This window comes from Streptomyces sp. NPDC058145 (assembly GCF_042884245.1).
GTDB lineage: Bacteria > Actinomycetota > Actinomycetes > Streptomycetales > Streptomycetaceae > Streptomyces.
Genome location: NZ_JBHVUH010000009.1, coordinates 287,961 through 303,101, shown reverse-complemented (window position 1 = coordinate 303,101; position 15,141 = coordinate 287,961). Strand labels below are relative to the sequence as shown.

The 15,141-nt window shown below is 72.9% G+C and carries 10 protein-coding genes and 1 pseudogene; 6 read left to right on the top strand and 5 right to left on the bottom strand.

Translation table 11 applies throughout. The features are described 5' to 3' along the window. Positions 1-31: 31 nt before the first annotated feature. From ACFVVO_RS22330 to ACFVVO_RS22310, 5 genes are all read left to right on the top strand, one after another. Entirely contained in the window at positions 32-802 is a 771-nt protein-coding gene (locus ACFVVO_RS22330) for an IclR family transcriptional regulator (protein ID WP_390057317.1), read from the top strand. A gap of 87 nt (positions 803-889) precedes the next feature. Beyond that, the gene (locus ACFVVO_RS22325) at positions 890-1,849 is read left to right on the top strand and encodes a hypothetical protein (protein ID WP_390057316.1); all 960 of its coding nucleotides are present in this window, start codon (positions 890-892) and stop codon (positions 1,847-1,849) included. Then, positions 1,846-3,090, top strand: coding sequence for a sensor histidine kinase (locus ACFVVO_RS22320; protein WP_390057315.1), 1,245 nt, complete (start codon positions 1,846-1,848; stop codon positions 3,088-3,090). Before ACFVVO_RS22325 ends, ACFVVO_RS22320 begins: the two co-directional genes overlap by 4 nt. 17 nt (positions 3,091-3,107) lie before the next feature. Beyond that, complete coding sequence (locus ACFVVO_RS22315) at positions 3,108-3,767, top strand: response regulator (RefSeq protein WP_390057409.1); 660 nt, start codon at positions 3,108-3,110, stop codon at positions 3,765-3,767. 54 nt (positions 3,768-3,821) lie between these two features. Next, entirely contained in the window at positions 3,822-5,273 is a 1,452-nt protein-coding gene (locus tag ACFVVO_RS22310; RefSeq protein WP_390057314.1) for a peptidoglycan D,D-transpeptidase FtsI family protein, read from the top strand. A 42-nt stretch (positions 5,274-5,315) separates the two neighbouring features. On the opposite strand, the gene ACFVVO_RS22305 is transcribed toward ACFVVO_RS22310, so the two are convergent. After that, positions 5,316-6,767, bottom strand: coding sequence for an NCS2 family permease (locus tag ACFVVO_RS22305; protein WP_390057313.1), 1,452 nt, complete (start codon positions 6,765-6,767; stop codon positions 5,316-5,318). Between the two features lie 106 nt (positions 6,768-6,873). On the opposite strand from ACFVVO_RS22305, the pseudogene ACFVVO_RS22300 reads away from it, so the two are divergent. Next, positions 6,874-7,164 (top strand): annotated as a pseudogene (locus tag ACFVVO_RS22300) (pectate lyase); the annotation flags it as partial. A 78-nt stretch (positions 7,165-7,242) separates the two neighbouring features. Here the strand turns inward: ACFVVO_RS22300 and ACFVVO_RS22295 are convergent. The 4 genes from ACFVVO_RS22295 to ACFVVO_RS22280 form a co-directional block, all read right to left on the bottom strand. Then, positions 7,243-12,459 carry a caspase family protein gene (locus ACFVVO_RS22295; RefSeq protein WP_390057312.1) on the bottom strand — a complete coding sequence of 1,739 codons (5,217 nt, stop codon included), beginning with the start codon at positions 12,457-12,459 and terminating at the stop codon, positions 7,243-7,245. Continuing rightward, a complete protein-coding gene (locus ACFVVO_RS22290; RefSeq protein WP_390057311.1) occupies positions 12,456-12,809 on the bottom strand; it encodes a hypothetical protein in 354 nt (117 codons plus the stop codon). The genes ACFVVO_RS22295 and ACFVVO_RS22290 overlap by 4 nt, the downstream gene beginning before the upstream one ends. Positions 12,810-12,997: 188 nt before the next feature. Then, a complete protein-coding gene (locus ACFVVO_RS22285; RefSeq protein ID WP_390057310.1) occupies positions 12,998-13,795 on the bottom strand; it encodes an HAD family acid phosphatase in 798 nt (265 codons plus the stop codon). 114 nt (positions 13,796-13,909) lie between these two features. After that, on the bottom strand, positions 13,910-15,031 hold the full coding sequence (locus tag ACFVVO_RS22280) for a pectinesterase family protein (protein ID WP_390057309.1): 1,122 nt from the start codon (positions 15,029-15,031) through the stop codon (positions 13,910-13,912). Between the last annotated feature and the right edge of the window lie 110 nt (positions 15,032-15,141).

Sequence of the window (15,141 nt, the reverse complement as noted above, 5' to 3'; positions counted from 1 at the left end):
CTATTTCCGTCGAATGAAGGGGTCAAGGGCGATGTCGGCAGGCGAGACGGGCGGGGCCCAGGTCAAGTCCGCGGTGCGGACCGTTGAATTGCTCGAGTACTTCGCCGGCAAGCCCGGCATGCACTCCCTCGCGGCCGTGCAGGAGGCCGTGGGCTACCCGAAGTCCAGCCTGTACATGCTGCTGCGCACGCTCGTGGAGCTGGGCTGGGTGGAGACGGACGCCACGGGGACGCGGTACGGCATCGGAGTGCGGGCGCTGCTGGTCGGCACCTCCTACATCGACGGCGACGAGGTGGTGGCGGCCGCCCGGCCGACCCTGGACCGCCTCTCCGACGACACCACGGAGACCATCCACCTGGCCCGGCTCGACGGCACGAACGTGGTGTACCTGGCCACCCGGCAGTCGCAGCACTACCTGCGCCCGTTCACCCGGGTCGGCCGGCGGCTGCCCGCCCACTCCACCTCGCTCGGCAAGGCTCTGCTCGCCACCCACACCGACGAGCAGGTGCGCAAGCTGCTGCCGGAGACCCTGCCCGCGCTCACCGAGCACACCACCACCGACCGCGAGAAGCTGATCGAGGAGCTGCACCAGGTCCGCGAGCAGGGCTTCGCCGTCGACCGCGAGGAGAACACGCTGGGGCTGCGCTGCTTCGGCGTGGCGATCCCGTACCGCACACCCGCCCGGGACGCCATCAGCTGCTCGGTGCCGGTGGCCCGGCTGACCCCCGCCCACGAGCAGATGATCAAGGACGCGCTGTTCGACGCGCGGGACCGGCTGACGCTGGCGACGCGGCGGCTGTGAGGAGGAGGCCGGTGTCCCCCGTCCGGCGGAGACGGATCGTCGGCGCGCAGGAAGCGCGCGGTGCCGTGGGCGCGGGAGCGTGGGGCCATGATCTCGTCGAACGCCGGCGCCGCGGCCGTCACCGTCACCCGCTCCCGACTCCGCCCCCTGCTGCGGCTCGTGGCCATCGCCGCCTGTGTGCCCTACCTCTGCCTCAAACTCGCCTGGATCGGCGGGAGTCGTGTCGGTGTCCCGGACGGGAGTCCGCTGCTGGAGCAACGGGTGACCATGGCCATCGCCAACGGGCTGACCGTGCTCATGGATGCGGGCGTCATCGTGCTGGCGCTGCTGCTGACCCGCCCCTGGGGGCTGCGGGTGCCCGCCTGGCTGCTCGCGGTACCCATGTGGGTCGCCACCGGGCTGCTCGCACCGATCATGGTCGGGTTTCCGCTGCAGTTGGCCGTCCACGGGGGTGAACAGGGCGGTGACGACCGGCCGTTCCTCGCCGGGTGGGTGTTCGGCGTCGTGTACGGCGGGTTCATCGCGCAGGGGCTCGCTCTGGGCGCGCTGTTCGTCGGATACACCCGCGAACGGTGGGGGCACCTGTGGCGGGGGCGGGTGTGGGAGCTGCCCGCGCAGAGCACGGCGGCCGCGCAGCGGCTGACCGCCGTGTCGGCCGCCGTACTGGCGTTGCTCCCGGCCGCGCTCCGGCTGCTGTGGGCCTTCGGGTCCACGGCCGGGCGGAACACGAGCGACGGCCGACTCACGGAGGCGGTCTTCGTCGTGTTCCTGGCCGCCGCCGTCACCGGCGCCTGCCGGCTCGCCTTCCGCCGCGGCCGCCCGCTACCGGTCAGCGCGCCCCTCGCCCTGGCCTGGGTCGGCTCCGCGGCCGTGGCCTGCTGGGGCGCCTGGATGGCGCTCGCCGCCCTGGTGACGTCCCACGACCTCGGGGAACGCCCGACACCGGCCATGAGCCTCACCTACGCTGTGCAGATGATCGTCGGCCTGCTCGTGGCGACCGTCATCGCCCACCACTTCGCGGACCGTTCCGCCAGGGCCCCGCGGTGACGAAGGCTTGGGGACTCCTGTTCGGCGGGCGGGCGCGCCGACGCTGGATCCATCTGATCCTGGGCGGCGCGCTCGCCATGCCGTACGTCCTCGTCGGCTCGGTAATCGTGGGACCGCTCACCGGGGTGGACGACGTGTTCGTGTCCCTGCCCCTGCAACTAGGCTCGTTCGCCGTGGGGTTGCCGATCGCAGCCGTCACCTCTCTGTTCCCGCCGACCCGGCCGCTGGAGTCGGGCGCGGTACGCGCGCTGTGCGGCGTGGACGCGGGCGTCCTCGCCGACGGTCCGGCCCGCACCCGGGCGGAACGGGGCCGTACGGCCGTCTGGTTCACGCTGCATCTGGGGCTGGGCGGGATCGTCTCCGGGATGTCGCTGGCCGTGCCGCCGTTCGCGGCCGTCCTCGTCGTGCTGCCCCTGGTGGCCCCGCTGTGGGGCAGTCCACTGGAACTGCCCGGAGTCCTGGACCACGCCTGGGCGTTGGCGCTGTGCCCGGTGGCCGGTCTCGCCATGCTGGCCGCCCTAGCCGCCTGTGCCGCCGGCGGCGGGGCCCTGCTCGCCCGCTGCGCCCCCGCCCTGCTCGGTCCCACGCCCGAGGACCGGCTCGCCGCGGCCGAGGCCCGCGCCGCCGACCTCGCCGTGCGCAACCGGCTCGCGCGCGAACTGCACGACTCGGTCGGCCACGCGCTGAGTGCCGTCACCCTGCAGGCGGGCGCCGCCCGCCGCGTCCTGGACAGCGACCCGGAGTTCGTCCGCGAGGCGCTGGCCGCCATCGAGGAGACCACCCGGCGCACGGTCGGTGAACTCGACGCGGTGCTGGGCGTCCTGCGGGACGGTGACGCCCCCGGCACCGCGCCCGCGCCGACCCTCGCCGCCGATCTGGACGGGCTGCTGCGCCGGACCCGGGCGGCCGGACAGCGGGTGACGGCCACCGTGGGCACCGACCCCGCCGCCCTGCCCCCGCTGGTCTCCCGGGAGGCGTACCGGATCGTGCAGGAGGGCCTGAGCAACGCCCTCAGGCATGCCGGCGGACCGGTCACGCTCCGCATCACCACCGCCGACGGCCGGCTGGAGATCACCATGGAGAACCCGCTGGGCGCCGGCCCCGCGGCCCGCCCCGGTGGCGGCCACGGTCTGCGCGGCATCGCCGACCGGGTGCGGCTGCTGGGCGGCACGGCGCGGGCCGGGGCGGCCGGGGGCACCTGGCGGCTGCACGTCCGGCTGCCCGTGCGGGAACACGCGTGACCGACGAAGGGACCGTCATGACCCAGCCCGCGATCCGGGTCGTCCTCGCCGACGACGAGCGCATGGTGCGCACCGCGTTGCGCGCCATCCTCTCCGCCGAGGCCGGCATCGAGGTGGTGGGCGAGGCGGCGACCGGCGCCGAGGCCGTGTCCGTCGTCCGGGAGCTGCGCCCCGACGTGGTCCTCATGGACGTCCGCATGCCGGGGACCGACGGCATCCGGGCCACCGAGCGGATCCTCACCGGCCTCGACGGGCCGCCCCGGATCGTGGTCGTGACCACCTTCGAGAACGACTCCTACGTGTACGAGGCGCTGCGCGCCGGGGCCGCCGGGTTCCTGCTGAAACGGGCCGACGCCGAGACGCTCGTCCAGGCGGTGCGGCTGGTCGCACGCACCGACAGCCTGCTGTTCCCGTCGGCCCTGCGGGCCCTCGCGGCCGGGCACGCGCGGCGGCCGTCCGCTCCCCCGGCGTGGGTGAGCAGGCTCACGGGGCGCGAGAGCGAGACGCTGCGGCTCCTGGCCGCCGGGCTCACCAACGCCGAGCTGGCCCGGCGGCTGGGCGTCGGGCCCGCCACCGTGAAGTCGCACGTCGCGGCGGTGCTGGCGAAGACCGGCACCCGGGACCGGACCCAGGCGGTGATCGCCGCGTACGAGGCCGGCTTTCTGAACGCGGGATGAGAAAAACGGGCGTACGGGAACGATTGCCCCGCCCCGGTCGTCATCACGGGCGGGATGAACAAGACGATCAGGCGGGCGTCCGTCTTCACACTGCTGCTCGTGCTCGCCCTGCTGGTCAGGGCGACCTGGGTGCAGTACTACGACGGCACGGCCCTCGCGGACGACCAGGCAAACCGGCGGAACGCCATCGAGACGTACGCGCAGCCGCTGGGGAACATCATCGTGGCAGGCAGCCCCGTCACCGGCTCGGCGCGTACGAAGGGCGGCGACCTCGCGTACAAGCGGACTTACAAGGACGGAGAGCTGTACGCGGCGGTGACGGGCTACGCCTCGCAGGCGTACGCCCCGACCCAGTTGGAGGGCATCTACCAGGACCTGCTCAACGGCACGGACAGCAAGCTGAAGACCGTGCTGGACACGGTGACCGGCAAGCGCGCCGACCCCGGCAACGTGCTGACGACGATCGACCCCGCCGTGCAGAAGGCGGCGTACCGGGCGCTCGGCGGCAACAAGGGCGCCGCCGTCGCCCTCGACCCGAAGACCGGGAAGATCCTGGCCGCGGTGTCGACGCCGTCGTACGACCCCACGCGGCTCACCGACGCGAACACCGCCGGGGTGGCCTGGAAGTCGCTCACCACGGACAAGGACAAGCCGCTCACCAACCGCGCGCTGCGCCAGCCGCTGCCGCCGGGCTCGACGTTCAAACTGGTCGTGGCGGCCGCCGCGCTGGAGAACGGGCTCTACGGGAACGTGGACGACCCGACCCACAGCCCCGATCCGTACACCCTGCAGGGCACCGATCGGGTCCTGGCCAACGAGAACAAGTCGGCCCCCTGCGAGAACGCCTCGATCCGGGTCGCGCTCCGCTACTCCTGCAACAACGTCTTCGGCAAGATGGCCGTCGACCTCGGTCAGGACAAGGTGCGGGCCATGGCGGAGAAGTTCGGCTTCAACGACAAGGAGCAGGACGTCCCGGTGCGGGCGTACGCCAGCGTCTACCCCTCCGGCATGGACAAGGCGCAGACGGCCCTGTCCGGCATCGGCCAGTTCGACGTCACCGCCACCCCGCTGCAGATGGCCATGGTGTCCGCGGTGATGGCGAACGGCGGCAAGCCGGTCTCGCCGCACATGGTGTCGCGGATCACCGACGGCAACGGCGATGTGCTGCGGGACTACGACGACGCGGACAGCGAGGAGATCGTCGGTTCGGACACCGCCGCGCAGCTGCGCTCGGCGATGGAGACGGTGGTCCAGGACGGTACGGGCACGAACGCGCGGATCGACGGGGCGACGGTCGGCGGCAAGACGGGCACCGCCCAGCACGGCGAGAAGAACAGCAAGACGCCGTACGCCTGGTTCACCTCGTACGGCAAGTCCGACAGCACCGGCAAGGAGGTCGCCGTCGCGGTGATGGTCGAGCAGTCGGACGCGGCCCGCTCGGAGGTCAGCGGCAACGGGCTCGCGGCTCCGGTGGCCAGGGCGATGATGCGGGCGGCGCTCGAGTAGGCGGGGGAAGGGGGCGGTCCGGCGGGACCGCCCCCTTCCGCCTCACTTGACGCCCAGGACCTGCTCCACCGGGTCGATGGCGAAGTACACCAGGAACAGCGCCGAGACGCCCCACAGCAGCCAGTTGACCTCCCGCGCCTTGCCCAGGACGGCCTTGATGAGCACGTAGGACAGGAAGCCCGCGCCGATGCCGTCGGTGATGGAGTAGGTGAACGGCATCGCGGCGATGGTGAGGAACGCCGGGATGGCGATCTCGTACCGGTCCCAGTCGATGTGCTTGACGTGGGTCATCATCAGGAAGCCCACCGCGATCAGCGCGGGCGCCGCGGCCTGCAGCGGGACGATGGTCAGCAGCGGGGTGAGGAAGAGCGCCAGTCCGAACAGGCCGCCGGTGACGAGGTTGGCGAAGCCGGTGCGGGCGCCCTCCCCGACGCCGGCCGCGGACTCGATGTAGGCGGTGTTGGAGGAGGCGGAGCCGACCCCGCCGGCGACGGCCGCGGCACCGTCGATGAACAGCACCCGGCCGATGCCGGGCACCTGCCCCTCGTCGTCGAGCAGTCCGGCCTCGGCGCTGATGCCGACGATGGTGCCCATGGCGTCGAAGAAGTCGGACAGGATGAGGGTGAAGACCAGCAGCACGGCGGTGAGCACACCCGCCTTGGCGAAGCCGCCGAACAGGCTGAAGTGACCGACAAGACCGAAGTCCGGGGCGGCGACGATCTCGTCCGGGACCTTCGGTGTGGTCAGGCCCCAGCTCCTGATGTCGGCGACCGCGTCGATGACGATCGCGACGACCGTCGTCGTGACGATGCTGATGAGGATCGCGCCCTTCACCTTCCGGGCGAGCAGCGCGATGGTCAGCAGCACGCCGAGACAGAAGACCAGCACGGGCCAGCCGGTGAGCCGGCCGACCGCGCCGAGCTGGACGGGCACGGTGCTGTGCGCGGCGTCCGGGATGCGGCTGACGAAGCCGGCGTCCACGAAGCCGATGAAGGCGATGAACAGGCCGATGCCGACGCCGATGGCCTGCTTGAGCTGCTGCGGGATCGCGTTCATGATCGCTTCGCGCAGTCCGGTGAGTACCAGCAGGCAGATGACGGCGCCTTCGAGGACGACCAGGCCCATGGCGTCCGCCCAGCTCATCAGCGGGGCCAGCTGGAAGGCGACGACGGCGTTGAGGCCGAGTCCCGCGGCGATGGCCAGCGGGAGGTTGCCCCCGACGCCCATGACGACCGTCATCACACAGGCCACCAGCGCGGTGGCGGTGACGAGTTGGCCGGTGTCGAGGGTGTGGCCGAACTTGTCCTTGGCGCTGCCCAGGATGATGGGATTCAGGACAAGGATGTAGGCCATGGTGAAGAACGTGGCGAAGCCGCCGCGTATCTCCCGGCCGAAAGTGGATCCCCGTTCGGAGATTCTGAAGTACCGGTCGACGCCGTTGCCCACGGGCGGTGCGGCGCCGGGCCGTTGGTCCACCTTCTGCGTATCGGACATGGTCGTACTCCTCGTCGCCTGATCAAGGGTGCACGGATGCTGGCTGGATTGTTCCCCTGTTGAACCCGTTTGTTGAACCCGTTTCGGTTTTCCTCGTGTTACGGAATCGGGGTTACTGGTCCGCTCCTGCGGCAACTGCAGGACGCAGTACAAGCGCACGGTCGTCATCAACGACGTGGACGTCACCGCGCCGGGCAAGGCGATCGTGGGCGTCAACTCCAACTACGGGGACACGGCGTCGCTGCGCGGGATCCGCGTCCACGGCGACTCCAAGAAGAAGATCAGGACCTGCGTGCGCTTCCAGGGCAACAACACCGGCGAGGAGCCGACGGAGCTGGACACCGGCCCCGACGGCACGTCCTGCCTGTTCTCCTCGTCCGACATCTCGTACGAGTAGGCACCGGGCCGGAGCAGCGGTGACGGCGGGCCCCGCCGGGACTTTCCGGCGGGGCCCGCACGGGTGACACCCCGGGCGTCAGGGCGCCGTGGCGCGCGGCGCCGGCGCCGCCGGGGGAAGGTGGGTCCGGGCCCGCCGGGTCTCGTCCTCGCCGAGGTCCGGGCGCGCGAGCAGCGGCTCCAGGACCGCCTCGGCCCCGGCGGTGACGAAGCCGTCGGCGGTGCCGTCGGTGTGCTGGTCCAGCCAGTCCAGCGTCCACGCGACGACCCGGCGGACCTCGGCCGGGGGCAGGCCGGTCAGGGACAGCAGGGCCGCCAGGACGAAGCGGGACCGCCATACGGGCATGTACTGCTCCAGCCAGGACAGCGCCCAGGAGACCGCTGTCGCGCGCCGGGCCGCCGTCAGGTCGGGCCGGCCGAGGAGCGGGGCCAGGAGGAAGCTGGCGTCGTAGGCGGCGGGGTCCGGCTGAAGCCCGGAGACGACCCGCGAGACGACCTCGCGGGCCCGGTCCGGTGGCAGGCCGGTGCGCTCCACGAGCAGGCCCAGCACCCGCCAGGAGTCGGGGACCGCGTAGTCCGACAGCAGCCTGAGGGTGAAGTCGGCAAAGGCGCGGAGCTGTTCGGGGCTCAGGTCGGTACGGGCGAGGAGCGGTGCCAGCACGGTCTGCGCGTTGGCCGGGCCGTCGTAGCGTTCCAGCCAGGTGACGGTGTCGCCGAAGGCGTGGTCGATCTCCTCCGGGGCGAGCCCGTCGTGCGCGTTCACCGCCACCAGCACGTGCCGTGCCTCGTGCAGGGAGCCGAACTCCCGCAGCCAGCGCGTCGCGTGGGTCACGGCGAGCCGGGTCTCGTCCGGGGTGAGGTCGGAGCGGGCGAGCAGCGGCTCGAGCACGAAGCGGGCCGCGCGCATGGTCACATGGCGGCCCAGCCACACCTGGGTGAAGGCCACCGCGGCCCGGGCCCGGTCCCCCGTGATCTCCCCGCGCGCCAGCAGCTTGTCCAGCACGAAGCTCGCGCCGGGCGAGGTGACGCTGTGCTGGAGCCAGTCCGCGGCGAGGGAGATCCCCCGGTCCAGCGTCTCCGCCGTGATCCTCCTGTTGGCGATCAGGGCTCCCAGGGTGTAGCTGGCCTGGGCGCTCTCCCGGTGGTGCGCCAGCCACTCCAGGGCGTGGACGGCCACCGGGCCGGTGTCGTCGTCGGGGAGTCCGCGCAGCTCCAGCAGCGGTTGCAGGAGGTAGGAGGCGGCCGACCGGGTGGCGTGGTGCCCCAGCCAGGTCGTCGCGGCGCCGACGGTCCGGCGCAGCTCGTCCCCGGTCAGCTCGTGGTGGACGAAGGCCGCCCGGAACACCTGCGCCGCCTCGGGGAGGTCCGGGTGCCGCTCGAGCCAGACAAGCGCCGAGGCGAGGTCCTCCCGCCCCTGTTCGTCGCCGGGTCCGTGCCGGGCGGCCAGCCGGCGCGAGAGCGCCTTCGCCTCGCGGTACGTGGTGCCGTTCTGCTGCCCCCGCTGGGTGGCGAAGGCGGCGGCCTGCTCGCTTTCCTCGTGGGACAGGTCGCCGCGGCCGAGCAGGGAGGTCAGCACGAGCTCCGCCTCGGGCACATGGCCGTGGTGGGCGAGCCAGGTCAGCGCCGCGGTGACCGCCGCCCGGGTCTGTGCGGCGGTGAGGTTGCCGTGGCCGAGCAGCGGGCCGAGGACGTACCCGGCGTTGCGGGCGGTGCCGTACCTGCCGAGCCAGCGGGTGGCGCGCGCGACGGCGTCGCGGGCCTGGTCGGTGGTGAGGTCGGGGCGGGAGAGCAGCGCGCGCAGGACGTACTCCGCCGCGTCGCTGTCGCCGTGCCGGCTCAGCCACCGCTCCGCCGAGCCCATGGCCTGCCGGGCCTGCTCCTCGGCGAGGTCGGTGCGGGCCAGCAGTTTGTTGAGGGTGAAGTTGGCCTCGAGGGAGCCGGTGCGGGGGGCCAGCCAGGCACAGGCGAGGGCGTGGACGCCGCCCGCCTCGTACTCCGGCAGGTCGCCGCGGCCCAGCACACCGCTGAGGACGTACCCCGCGGCGTCGGTGCCGGCATGGCGCTCCAGCCAGGTCATCGCCGCCGTGACGGCCTGTTCGGACTGCTCGTCGGTGAGGTCGGTGCGGGCGAGCAGCGCGCCCAGCGCGAAGCTGGCCTCGGGAGCGCCGGCGTGCAGGGCCAGCCACTGCACGGCGAAGCCGGCCGCGCGGCGGCTCTCGTCCGCGGTGAGGTCGGGGCGCGCGAGCATCTGCCGGATGAGGAAGTCGGCCTCGGGCATGGTGGCGTGCTGCTCCAGCCACCGCACGGCGAACCCGGCCGCCCGCCGGCTCTCGTCCTCGGTGAGGTCGGAACGCCCCAGCATCTGCCGGACGAGGAAGTCGGCCTCGGGCCGGACGGCGTGCTCCTCCAGCCACTGGGCGGCGAACTCCACGGCCCGCCGCACCTGGCTCCTGGCCAGCTCGGTCCGGGCGAGCAGCGGGCGCAGCACGAAGGTGGCGGGTGGCGCGGCGGCGTGCTGCTTGAGCCAGCGGAAGCTGAACGAGGCGGCCTGGCGGGCCTCGTTCTCGGTGAGGTCCTTGCGGGTCAGCAGGGAGCGCAGCACGTTGTGCGGCTCCCACAGGCTCTTGTGGTGCCGCAGCCATTCCAGGGCGAGCAGGACGATCCGCCGCAGCTCGTCGTCGGTGAGGTCGGTGCGGGCGAGGAGCGGGGTGAGGATCTGGGCGACCTGGCGCAGCGTGGTGTCGCGTTCCGACCACCGCAGCGCCACGGCCACGACCTGCCGGACCTGCTGGGGCGTGAGGTCGGCGCGGCCGACCAGCGCGCGCAGCACGAAGTGCGCCTCCAGCACCTCGCCGTGGCGGCGCAGCCAGGTGATCGCGTCGCGCAGGGCCGGCTTCTGCTGTTCGGCGGGGATGTCCGTGCGGCTGAGCAGGGGGCCGAGGACGAAGCTGGCCTCGCGCCGCCGGCCGTGGGACTCCAGCCAGCGCAGCGCCGCCGGGACGAGCAGCAGAGCGCCGCCGTCGGTGGGCAGGTTCCACAGGCCGCGGTAGAGCACGTGCCGGGCGTTGACGCCGTCCCCGAACTCCTCCAGCCAGGGGCCGACGAGCCGCTGCCAGTTCCGGACCACGGAGTGGGCCCAGGGCTGTCCGGAGCAGAGCGCGCCGAGGGCGTAGCCGCCGATGTCGGCGTCGGCGCGCATGACCTCGCCGATGGCCGTGGCGTTGTCGGCGAACCAGGCGTCGAGGACCGCGGACACCGCCTCCGCGCGGTGGGTGAGCGCCAGGTCGTTCATGAGCCGGGCCAGGTTGGTGGCGTAGCGGCCGACGGTGCGGGGGCTGGTGAGGCTGCCGTCAAGGAGGACCCGGGTGCGGGCGCGGTCCGGTTTGCGGCTGTGGGCGGGCAGGATCACGGACTCGACGAGCTGGTCGCAGACGATGTCGTGGGCGGTGGACAGGATGTCGCCGTCCCCGTCGCGCTCCAGCCAGCCGAGGTCGATCAGGGTCTCGACGACGACCTCGGCGTGCAGACCGCCGCTGGGGGTGCCGGACAGCGCGGCGGCCGCCGCCGCGATCACCTCGGCGTGCTCCTGGGGGCAGGCGGCGGCAGCGGCGGCCGCCGCCACCAGGTCGTCGGAGGCGGTGACCTGGTCGAAGGCGGTGCGCCTGCGCTCGTCGGGCAGGCGCCGGACGGCGAGGTCGTCCTCCATGAGCCGGTCGCGCAGCCAGCGCGCGAGGTCGCCGCCGGCCCGCAGCCCGGCGTTGCCGGAGTCGAGCAGGCCGGCGGCGGCCCGGCGTTCCAGCTCCCGGGCGAGCAGCAGGGCGATGATGGGGCGGTGGCCGCAGATGGCCCGCATCCGGTCCATGCCGAGGCTGTCGATGGCCGTGGGGGCCAGATTGGCCAGGGCGTGCTCGGCGACGACCCGCTGGAACTCCTCGTCCTGGCGCAGCTCGACCTCGTCGAACAGGTCGTGCAGCGGGATGTCGCCCGCCTTCTGCAGCCAGCCCGGGCGCACCGAGGCGAGGAAGGCGACCTTGATGTCCTTGCGGCGGGCCTCCGGCAGCAGCCGGTGCCGCAGGGCGGTCAGGTCGAGCTGGGCGTCGTTGTCGTCGTCGTCCTTGAGGTACTCGTTGAGGTAGTCGATCACCACGAGGACCGGGCTGTCCTCGGCCAGGACCCGGTGGCTGATCTGCCCGGTGATGGACGACTCCCGGCCGGGGCGGACGTGCAGCACCCGCCAGCCCTCGCCGAGGGCGATCCGGCCCACTTCGAGTCCGGTGCGCGTCTTGCCGGTGCCGGCCGCGCCGACGAGCAGCACGCCCCGCTCGTCGGTGTCGCGCAGCCGCCCGAACAGCGTCTCGGGCGCGGCCGGATGGGCGCTGCCCGGGGAGACGAACGGCAGTTGCTCGGGGGTGAGGTTCCGGCGGAAACCGCCGAGCCCGTCGACGAAGGTCTGCTGTCCGACCACGGCGGCCAGTGGATCCGGGGCGGGCTGCGGCTGCCGCCGCGGGGCGGCGCCGGACGGGCCGGCCTCCTGCTTGAAGGCCCGGTTGAGGGCGAGCGGGATGTCGTGGCCACCGTCGAGGGTGGCCATCCGGGGCTGGGGGACGGGCCAGCCGTCCACCTTCAGGCCCTTCAGCCCCTGCTTGAGCGCGTCGAACAGGTCGGCCGCTAGGAGGTGGCGCTGCTCCTCGCCGCGCCGGCCGCCGCGCAGCGGCCCGGTGAGGCCGTCGCGCAGCAGGCGGACCAGTTCCATGGTGAAGACGCTGCCGTCCGGGCGGCACAGGGAGCGCTCGGTGACGGCCGCCGAGGTGAGCACGCAGCCGCCGTCGAAGGCGAGGGCCTGCTCCGGGATCGGCGGCGCCTCCTCCCCCATGTGGAGGGCCCCGCCGGCGTAACAGCAGTCCACGATCACGACCTTGTGCCGGGCCTGGGACCCGGCCACGAAGTCGCGCACGCGCGCGTAGGGAACGAAGTGGTGGGGCCGGTCGAGATCCGCCTTCCTGGTGGCGAGCAGCAGCCCGTCAGCACCGTGGTGGCCGTGTCCGGCGTAGTAGACGAGCAGGAGGTCATCCGCCTCCCCGGCCGCGTCGGCCACGGCGTCGAGGACGTCGTCCGCCCGGCTGTCCGCGGGCAGTACCCGGCAGTCGCCCTCGGCCAGGCCGCCCACGTCGGGGGCGCTCAGCAGCGCGAGCAGTGCGGGGATGTTCCGCTCGACGCCCTCGAGCGCCGGGAAGCCGTCGAATTCATGGGCTCCGAAGAGCACCGCACGGGAGCCGCTCGGCCGCGGTGCGGTCATGACCCGGGCGTGCCGGCGTCCGTGCTCTCCAGGCGGCGCAGCAGGTCCGCGAGTTCCTCGGGGTTCAGGTGACCGATGTCGACGATCGTGCCGCCGTGGGTCAGGGTACGTCCACCCGTGCTGCCGCCCGAGCCCCTGGCGAGCCGCCAACTGGCGTACGCCACGGCGAAGTTGGCGATGTCCGTCACATTGCCGAGGACGACGTCGAGGGCATCGAGCACCGACATCGTCGGGCCCGGCGTGCTGACGGGGGTGACGGAGAGCCGGCCGGCCCCGGGGTCACCGGCGAGCCACTTCCGCAGGTCCGTCAGGGCCTGTTCGTCGCCGTCCCCTTGAACGCGGATCCGCATACGTCGCCTCCCCCGGTGCATGTGCCGCAAGCAAAGCCGATGGTAACGGAAATCAACGCCCCGGGAAGCGGCGGGCACGTGTGGCCGGAAACCGCCCGTTCACCAGCCGGCCCCCGCCGCGGCAGGGTGCTGCCGGGACGGGGGCCGGGTGTGGAACTACCGTGCGGCGTACGGCGGTCCCGAACGGGTCAGGACACGAAGTACGTCGGGTTGGGCAGCTTGTAGGTACGGTCGGCGTGGCCGCCGTCCAGGTCCGAGTACTGGTCGCCGAAGTTGGCGATGATGTCGAACCCGAGGTCGTCCTCGATGTGCTCACGGGTACCGGCCTTGTACTGCACGGTCGTGCAGTTCCAGGTGCCCGGGGTGGCGCAGTCGCTCAGGTAGGCCGGGGGGTTGGCCTTGTCCTTGAGGAACACGTGGCCGGCGTCGAGGTTGACGTCGGCGCCGACCTTCTTCAGGTTCTCCACGGCGCCGGCGCGCTGCGCCTCGCTGAGACCGGAGTTGTAGAAGACCTCCACGCCCTTGGACTCGGCGTAGCGCACCAGCTCGGGGCTGCCGAAGACGGCCGGGCGGTCGGCGCGGTTCACGTAGTCGTTCCACGTGGTGGGGTTGTACGTGTAGTTGTAGCGCTTCTCGTAGTCGAGGCTGAGCAGCAGGGTGTCGTCGACGTCGAAGACGACGGCCGGCTTCTCGCCGTGGTGGTGGGCCTTGCGGGCCGCCTTGGCGATGTAGCTCCTGGCGTCGGCGTCGATGCGCGCCAGGTCCTTGGCGTACGGGCTGACCGGGGACGCCTGGTAGACGCCGTTGCTGTCGGCGGTGGTGCCGTAGTAGGTGTCGATGTCCTTCACCAGGAGCCCGATGTTGTAGGGCTCGTGGGTGGAGTTCGCCGTCGACTGACCGGCGGTGGCCGCGCCGGCGCCGTACAGCGCGCCGCCGGCGAGGGCACAGGCGGCGGTGGCCGCCGCGATCCGCAGTGATTTACGCATGACAGGTTTTCTACGCGCGTCACCCGGGGTAGCGCGAGGACCTTTGCCCGATCGATATCAAGCCATCGGATGAAAAGGCCCTCGCGTCCCCGGGGCGGTCGGCCGGACGTGCCGTCAGCATTCCTGCCAGGGCGCCCAGTCCCCGAGTTGGGCCTCCCGGGTCGCCGACGCCGCCTGTCCGGCGCTCAGTTGCGGCCGGTTCTCCGGGACGGTGACGGCGGCGCCGGGACCGGTGTCGCGGTACTCGGCGAACCGCTGGGCCTGCCAGGGGTAGGAGGCCGACATGTTCGCGTAGGGGGCGACCGCGTCGATACCGGGGCCCAGCCAGGTGTCGCGGACGGTCAGCATCGGGCGGGCGGTGGTGTCCGAACTGGGCACCCAGGGGCGGGCCAGCTTGTAGTACGCGTCCGGGGCCGCGCTGCTGACGCGGCCGCGGAGCACCAGGTAGCCGTGCGGGTTGGCGGCGGCCGTGGAGGGCGCGAAGACGAAGCCGTAGGGGGCGGTGGCCAGGTCCGTCCGGTTCAGGGTGCGGAAGTGGCAGCGCTCCCAGACGGCGGTGGCCCGCCCGAAGACGAAGTCGACGTCGCCCTCGACGTAGCAGTGCGCGTAGTACTGGCGGGCGAAGGTGCCAAGGGCCATGGTGTCGGCGTACAGGGTGTCCTGGTGGCCGAGGAAGCGGCAGTGCAGGAAGGCGTTCCGGTCGCCCTGTGCCTTGAGGGCGACGGCCTGGGTGCCGGTGACGTCCGGGTGTTCGGCGCGCAGCCAGTCGTTGGCGAAGGTGATCCAGCGGGCGGTGAAGCCGTCGGCCTGCACGGTGGTGGTGGCCGAGCCGGTGGTGCCGTAGGTGCCGCCGCCGGGCTTGGGGGTGCCGGCCGCGTTGTCGTACACGATCACGACGTCCCGGGGGTCCTCGGAGGCGCCGATCCAGGTCATGCCCGCACGGCCGTGGTCGACGAGGACCGTCTCCCGGTAGGTACCCGGGGCGATGACCAGGGTGCGGCCGGTGCCGGTGGCCGCGGTCACCGCGGATTGGACGGAGGTGAAGTCGCCCCGGCCGTACGGGTCGACGTACAGGGTCCCCGGGGTGCCGCGGCGGGCCGGCGACCCGTGGCGGCCGAACGGGCCGGGCCGCCCGGCGGCCCGTGCGGGCGCGGCGGCGAGGCCGAGCGCGGCGGCGGCGGTGGCGCCCGCGACGAGGAGACTCCGTCTGGACAGGGGTGGTTGGGGCGAGGGCATGGGCGTGCTCCTTCGCGGTGCGGCTCGTGGGAGTTCGGGGTGCGGCTCGTGGGAGTTCGCGGTGCGGCTCGGAAGAGTTCTGGTGCGGCCGGTGAGAGAGGGGGGCCGGG

Excerpts from the sequence above, each read along its gene's own strand:
- ACFVVO_RS22285 (WP_390057310.1), bottom strand. The coding sequence starts at position 13,795 with ATGCGTAAATCACTGCGGATCGCGGCGGCCACCGCCGCCTGTGCCCTC.
- ACFVVO_RS22325 (WP_390057316.1), top strand. The coding sequence starts at position 890 with ATGATCTCGTCGAACGCCGGCGCCGCGGCCGTCACCGTCACCCGCTCC.
- ACFVVO_RS22305 (WP_390057313.1), bottom strand. The coding sequence starts at position 6,767 with ATGTCCGATACGCAGAAGGTGGACCAACGGCCCGGCGCCGCACCGCCC.
- ACFVVO_RS22315 (WP_390057409.1), top strand. The coding sequence starts at position 3,108 with ATGACCCAGCCCGCGATCCGGGTCGTCCTCGCCGACGACGAGCGCATG.
- ACFVVO_RS22310 (WP_390057314.1), top strand. The coding sequence starts at position 3,822 with ATGAACAAGACGATCAGGCGGGCGTCCGTCTTCACACTGCTGCTCGTG.
- ACFVVO_RS22295 (WP_390057312.1), bottom strand. The coding sequence starts at position 12,459 with ATGACCGCACCGCGGCCGAGCGGCTCCCGTGCGGTGCTCTTCGGAGCC.
- ACFVVO_RS22330 (WP_390057317.1), top strand. The coding sequence starts at position 32 with ATGTCGGCAGGCGAGACGGGCGGGGCCCAGGTCAAGTCCGCGGTGCGG.
- ACFVVO_RS22290 (WP_390057311.1), bottom strand. The coding sequence starts at position 12,809 with ATGCGGATCCGCGTTCAAGGGGACGGCGACGAACAGGCCCTGACGGAC.
- ACFVVO_RS22280 (WP_390057309.1), bottom strand. The coding sequence starts at position 15,031 with ATGCCCTCGCCCCAACCACCCCTGTCCAGACGGAGTCTCCTCGTCGCG.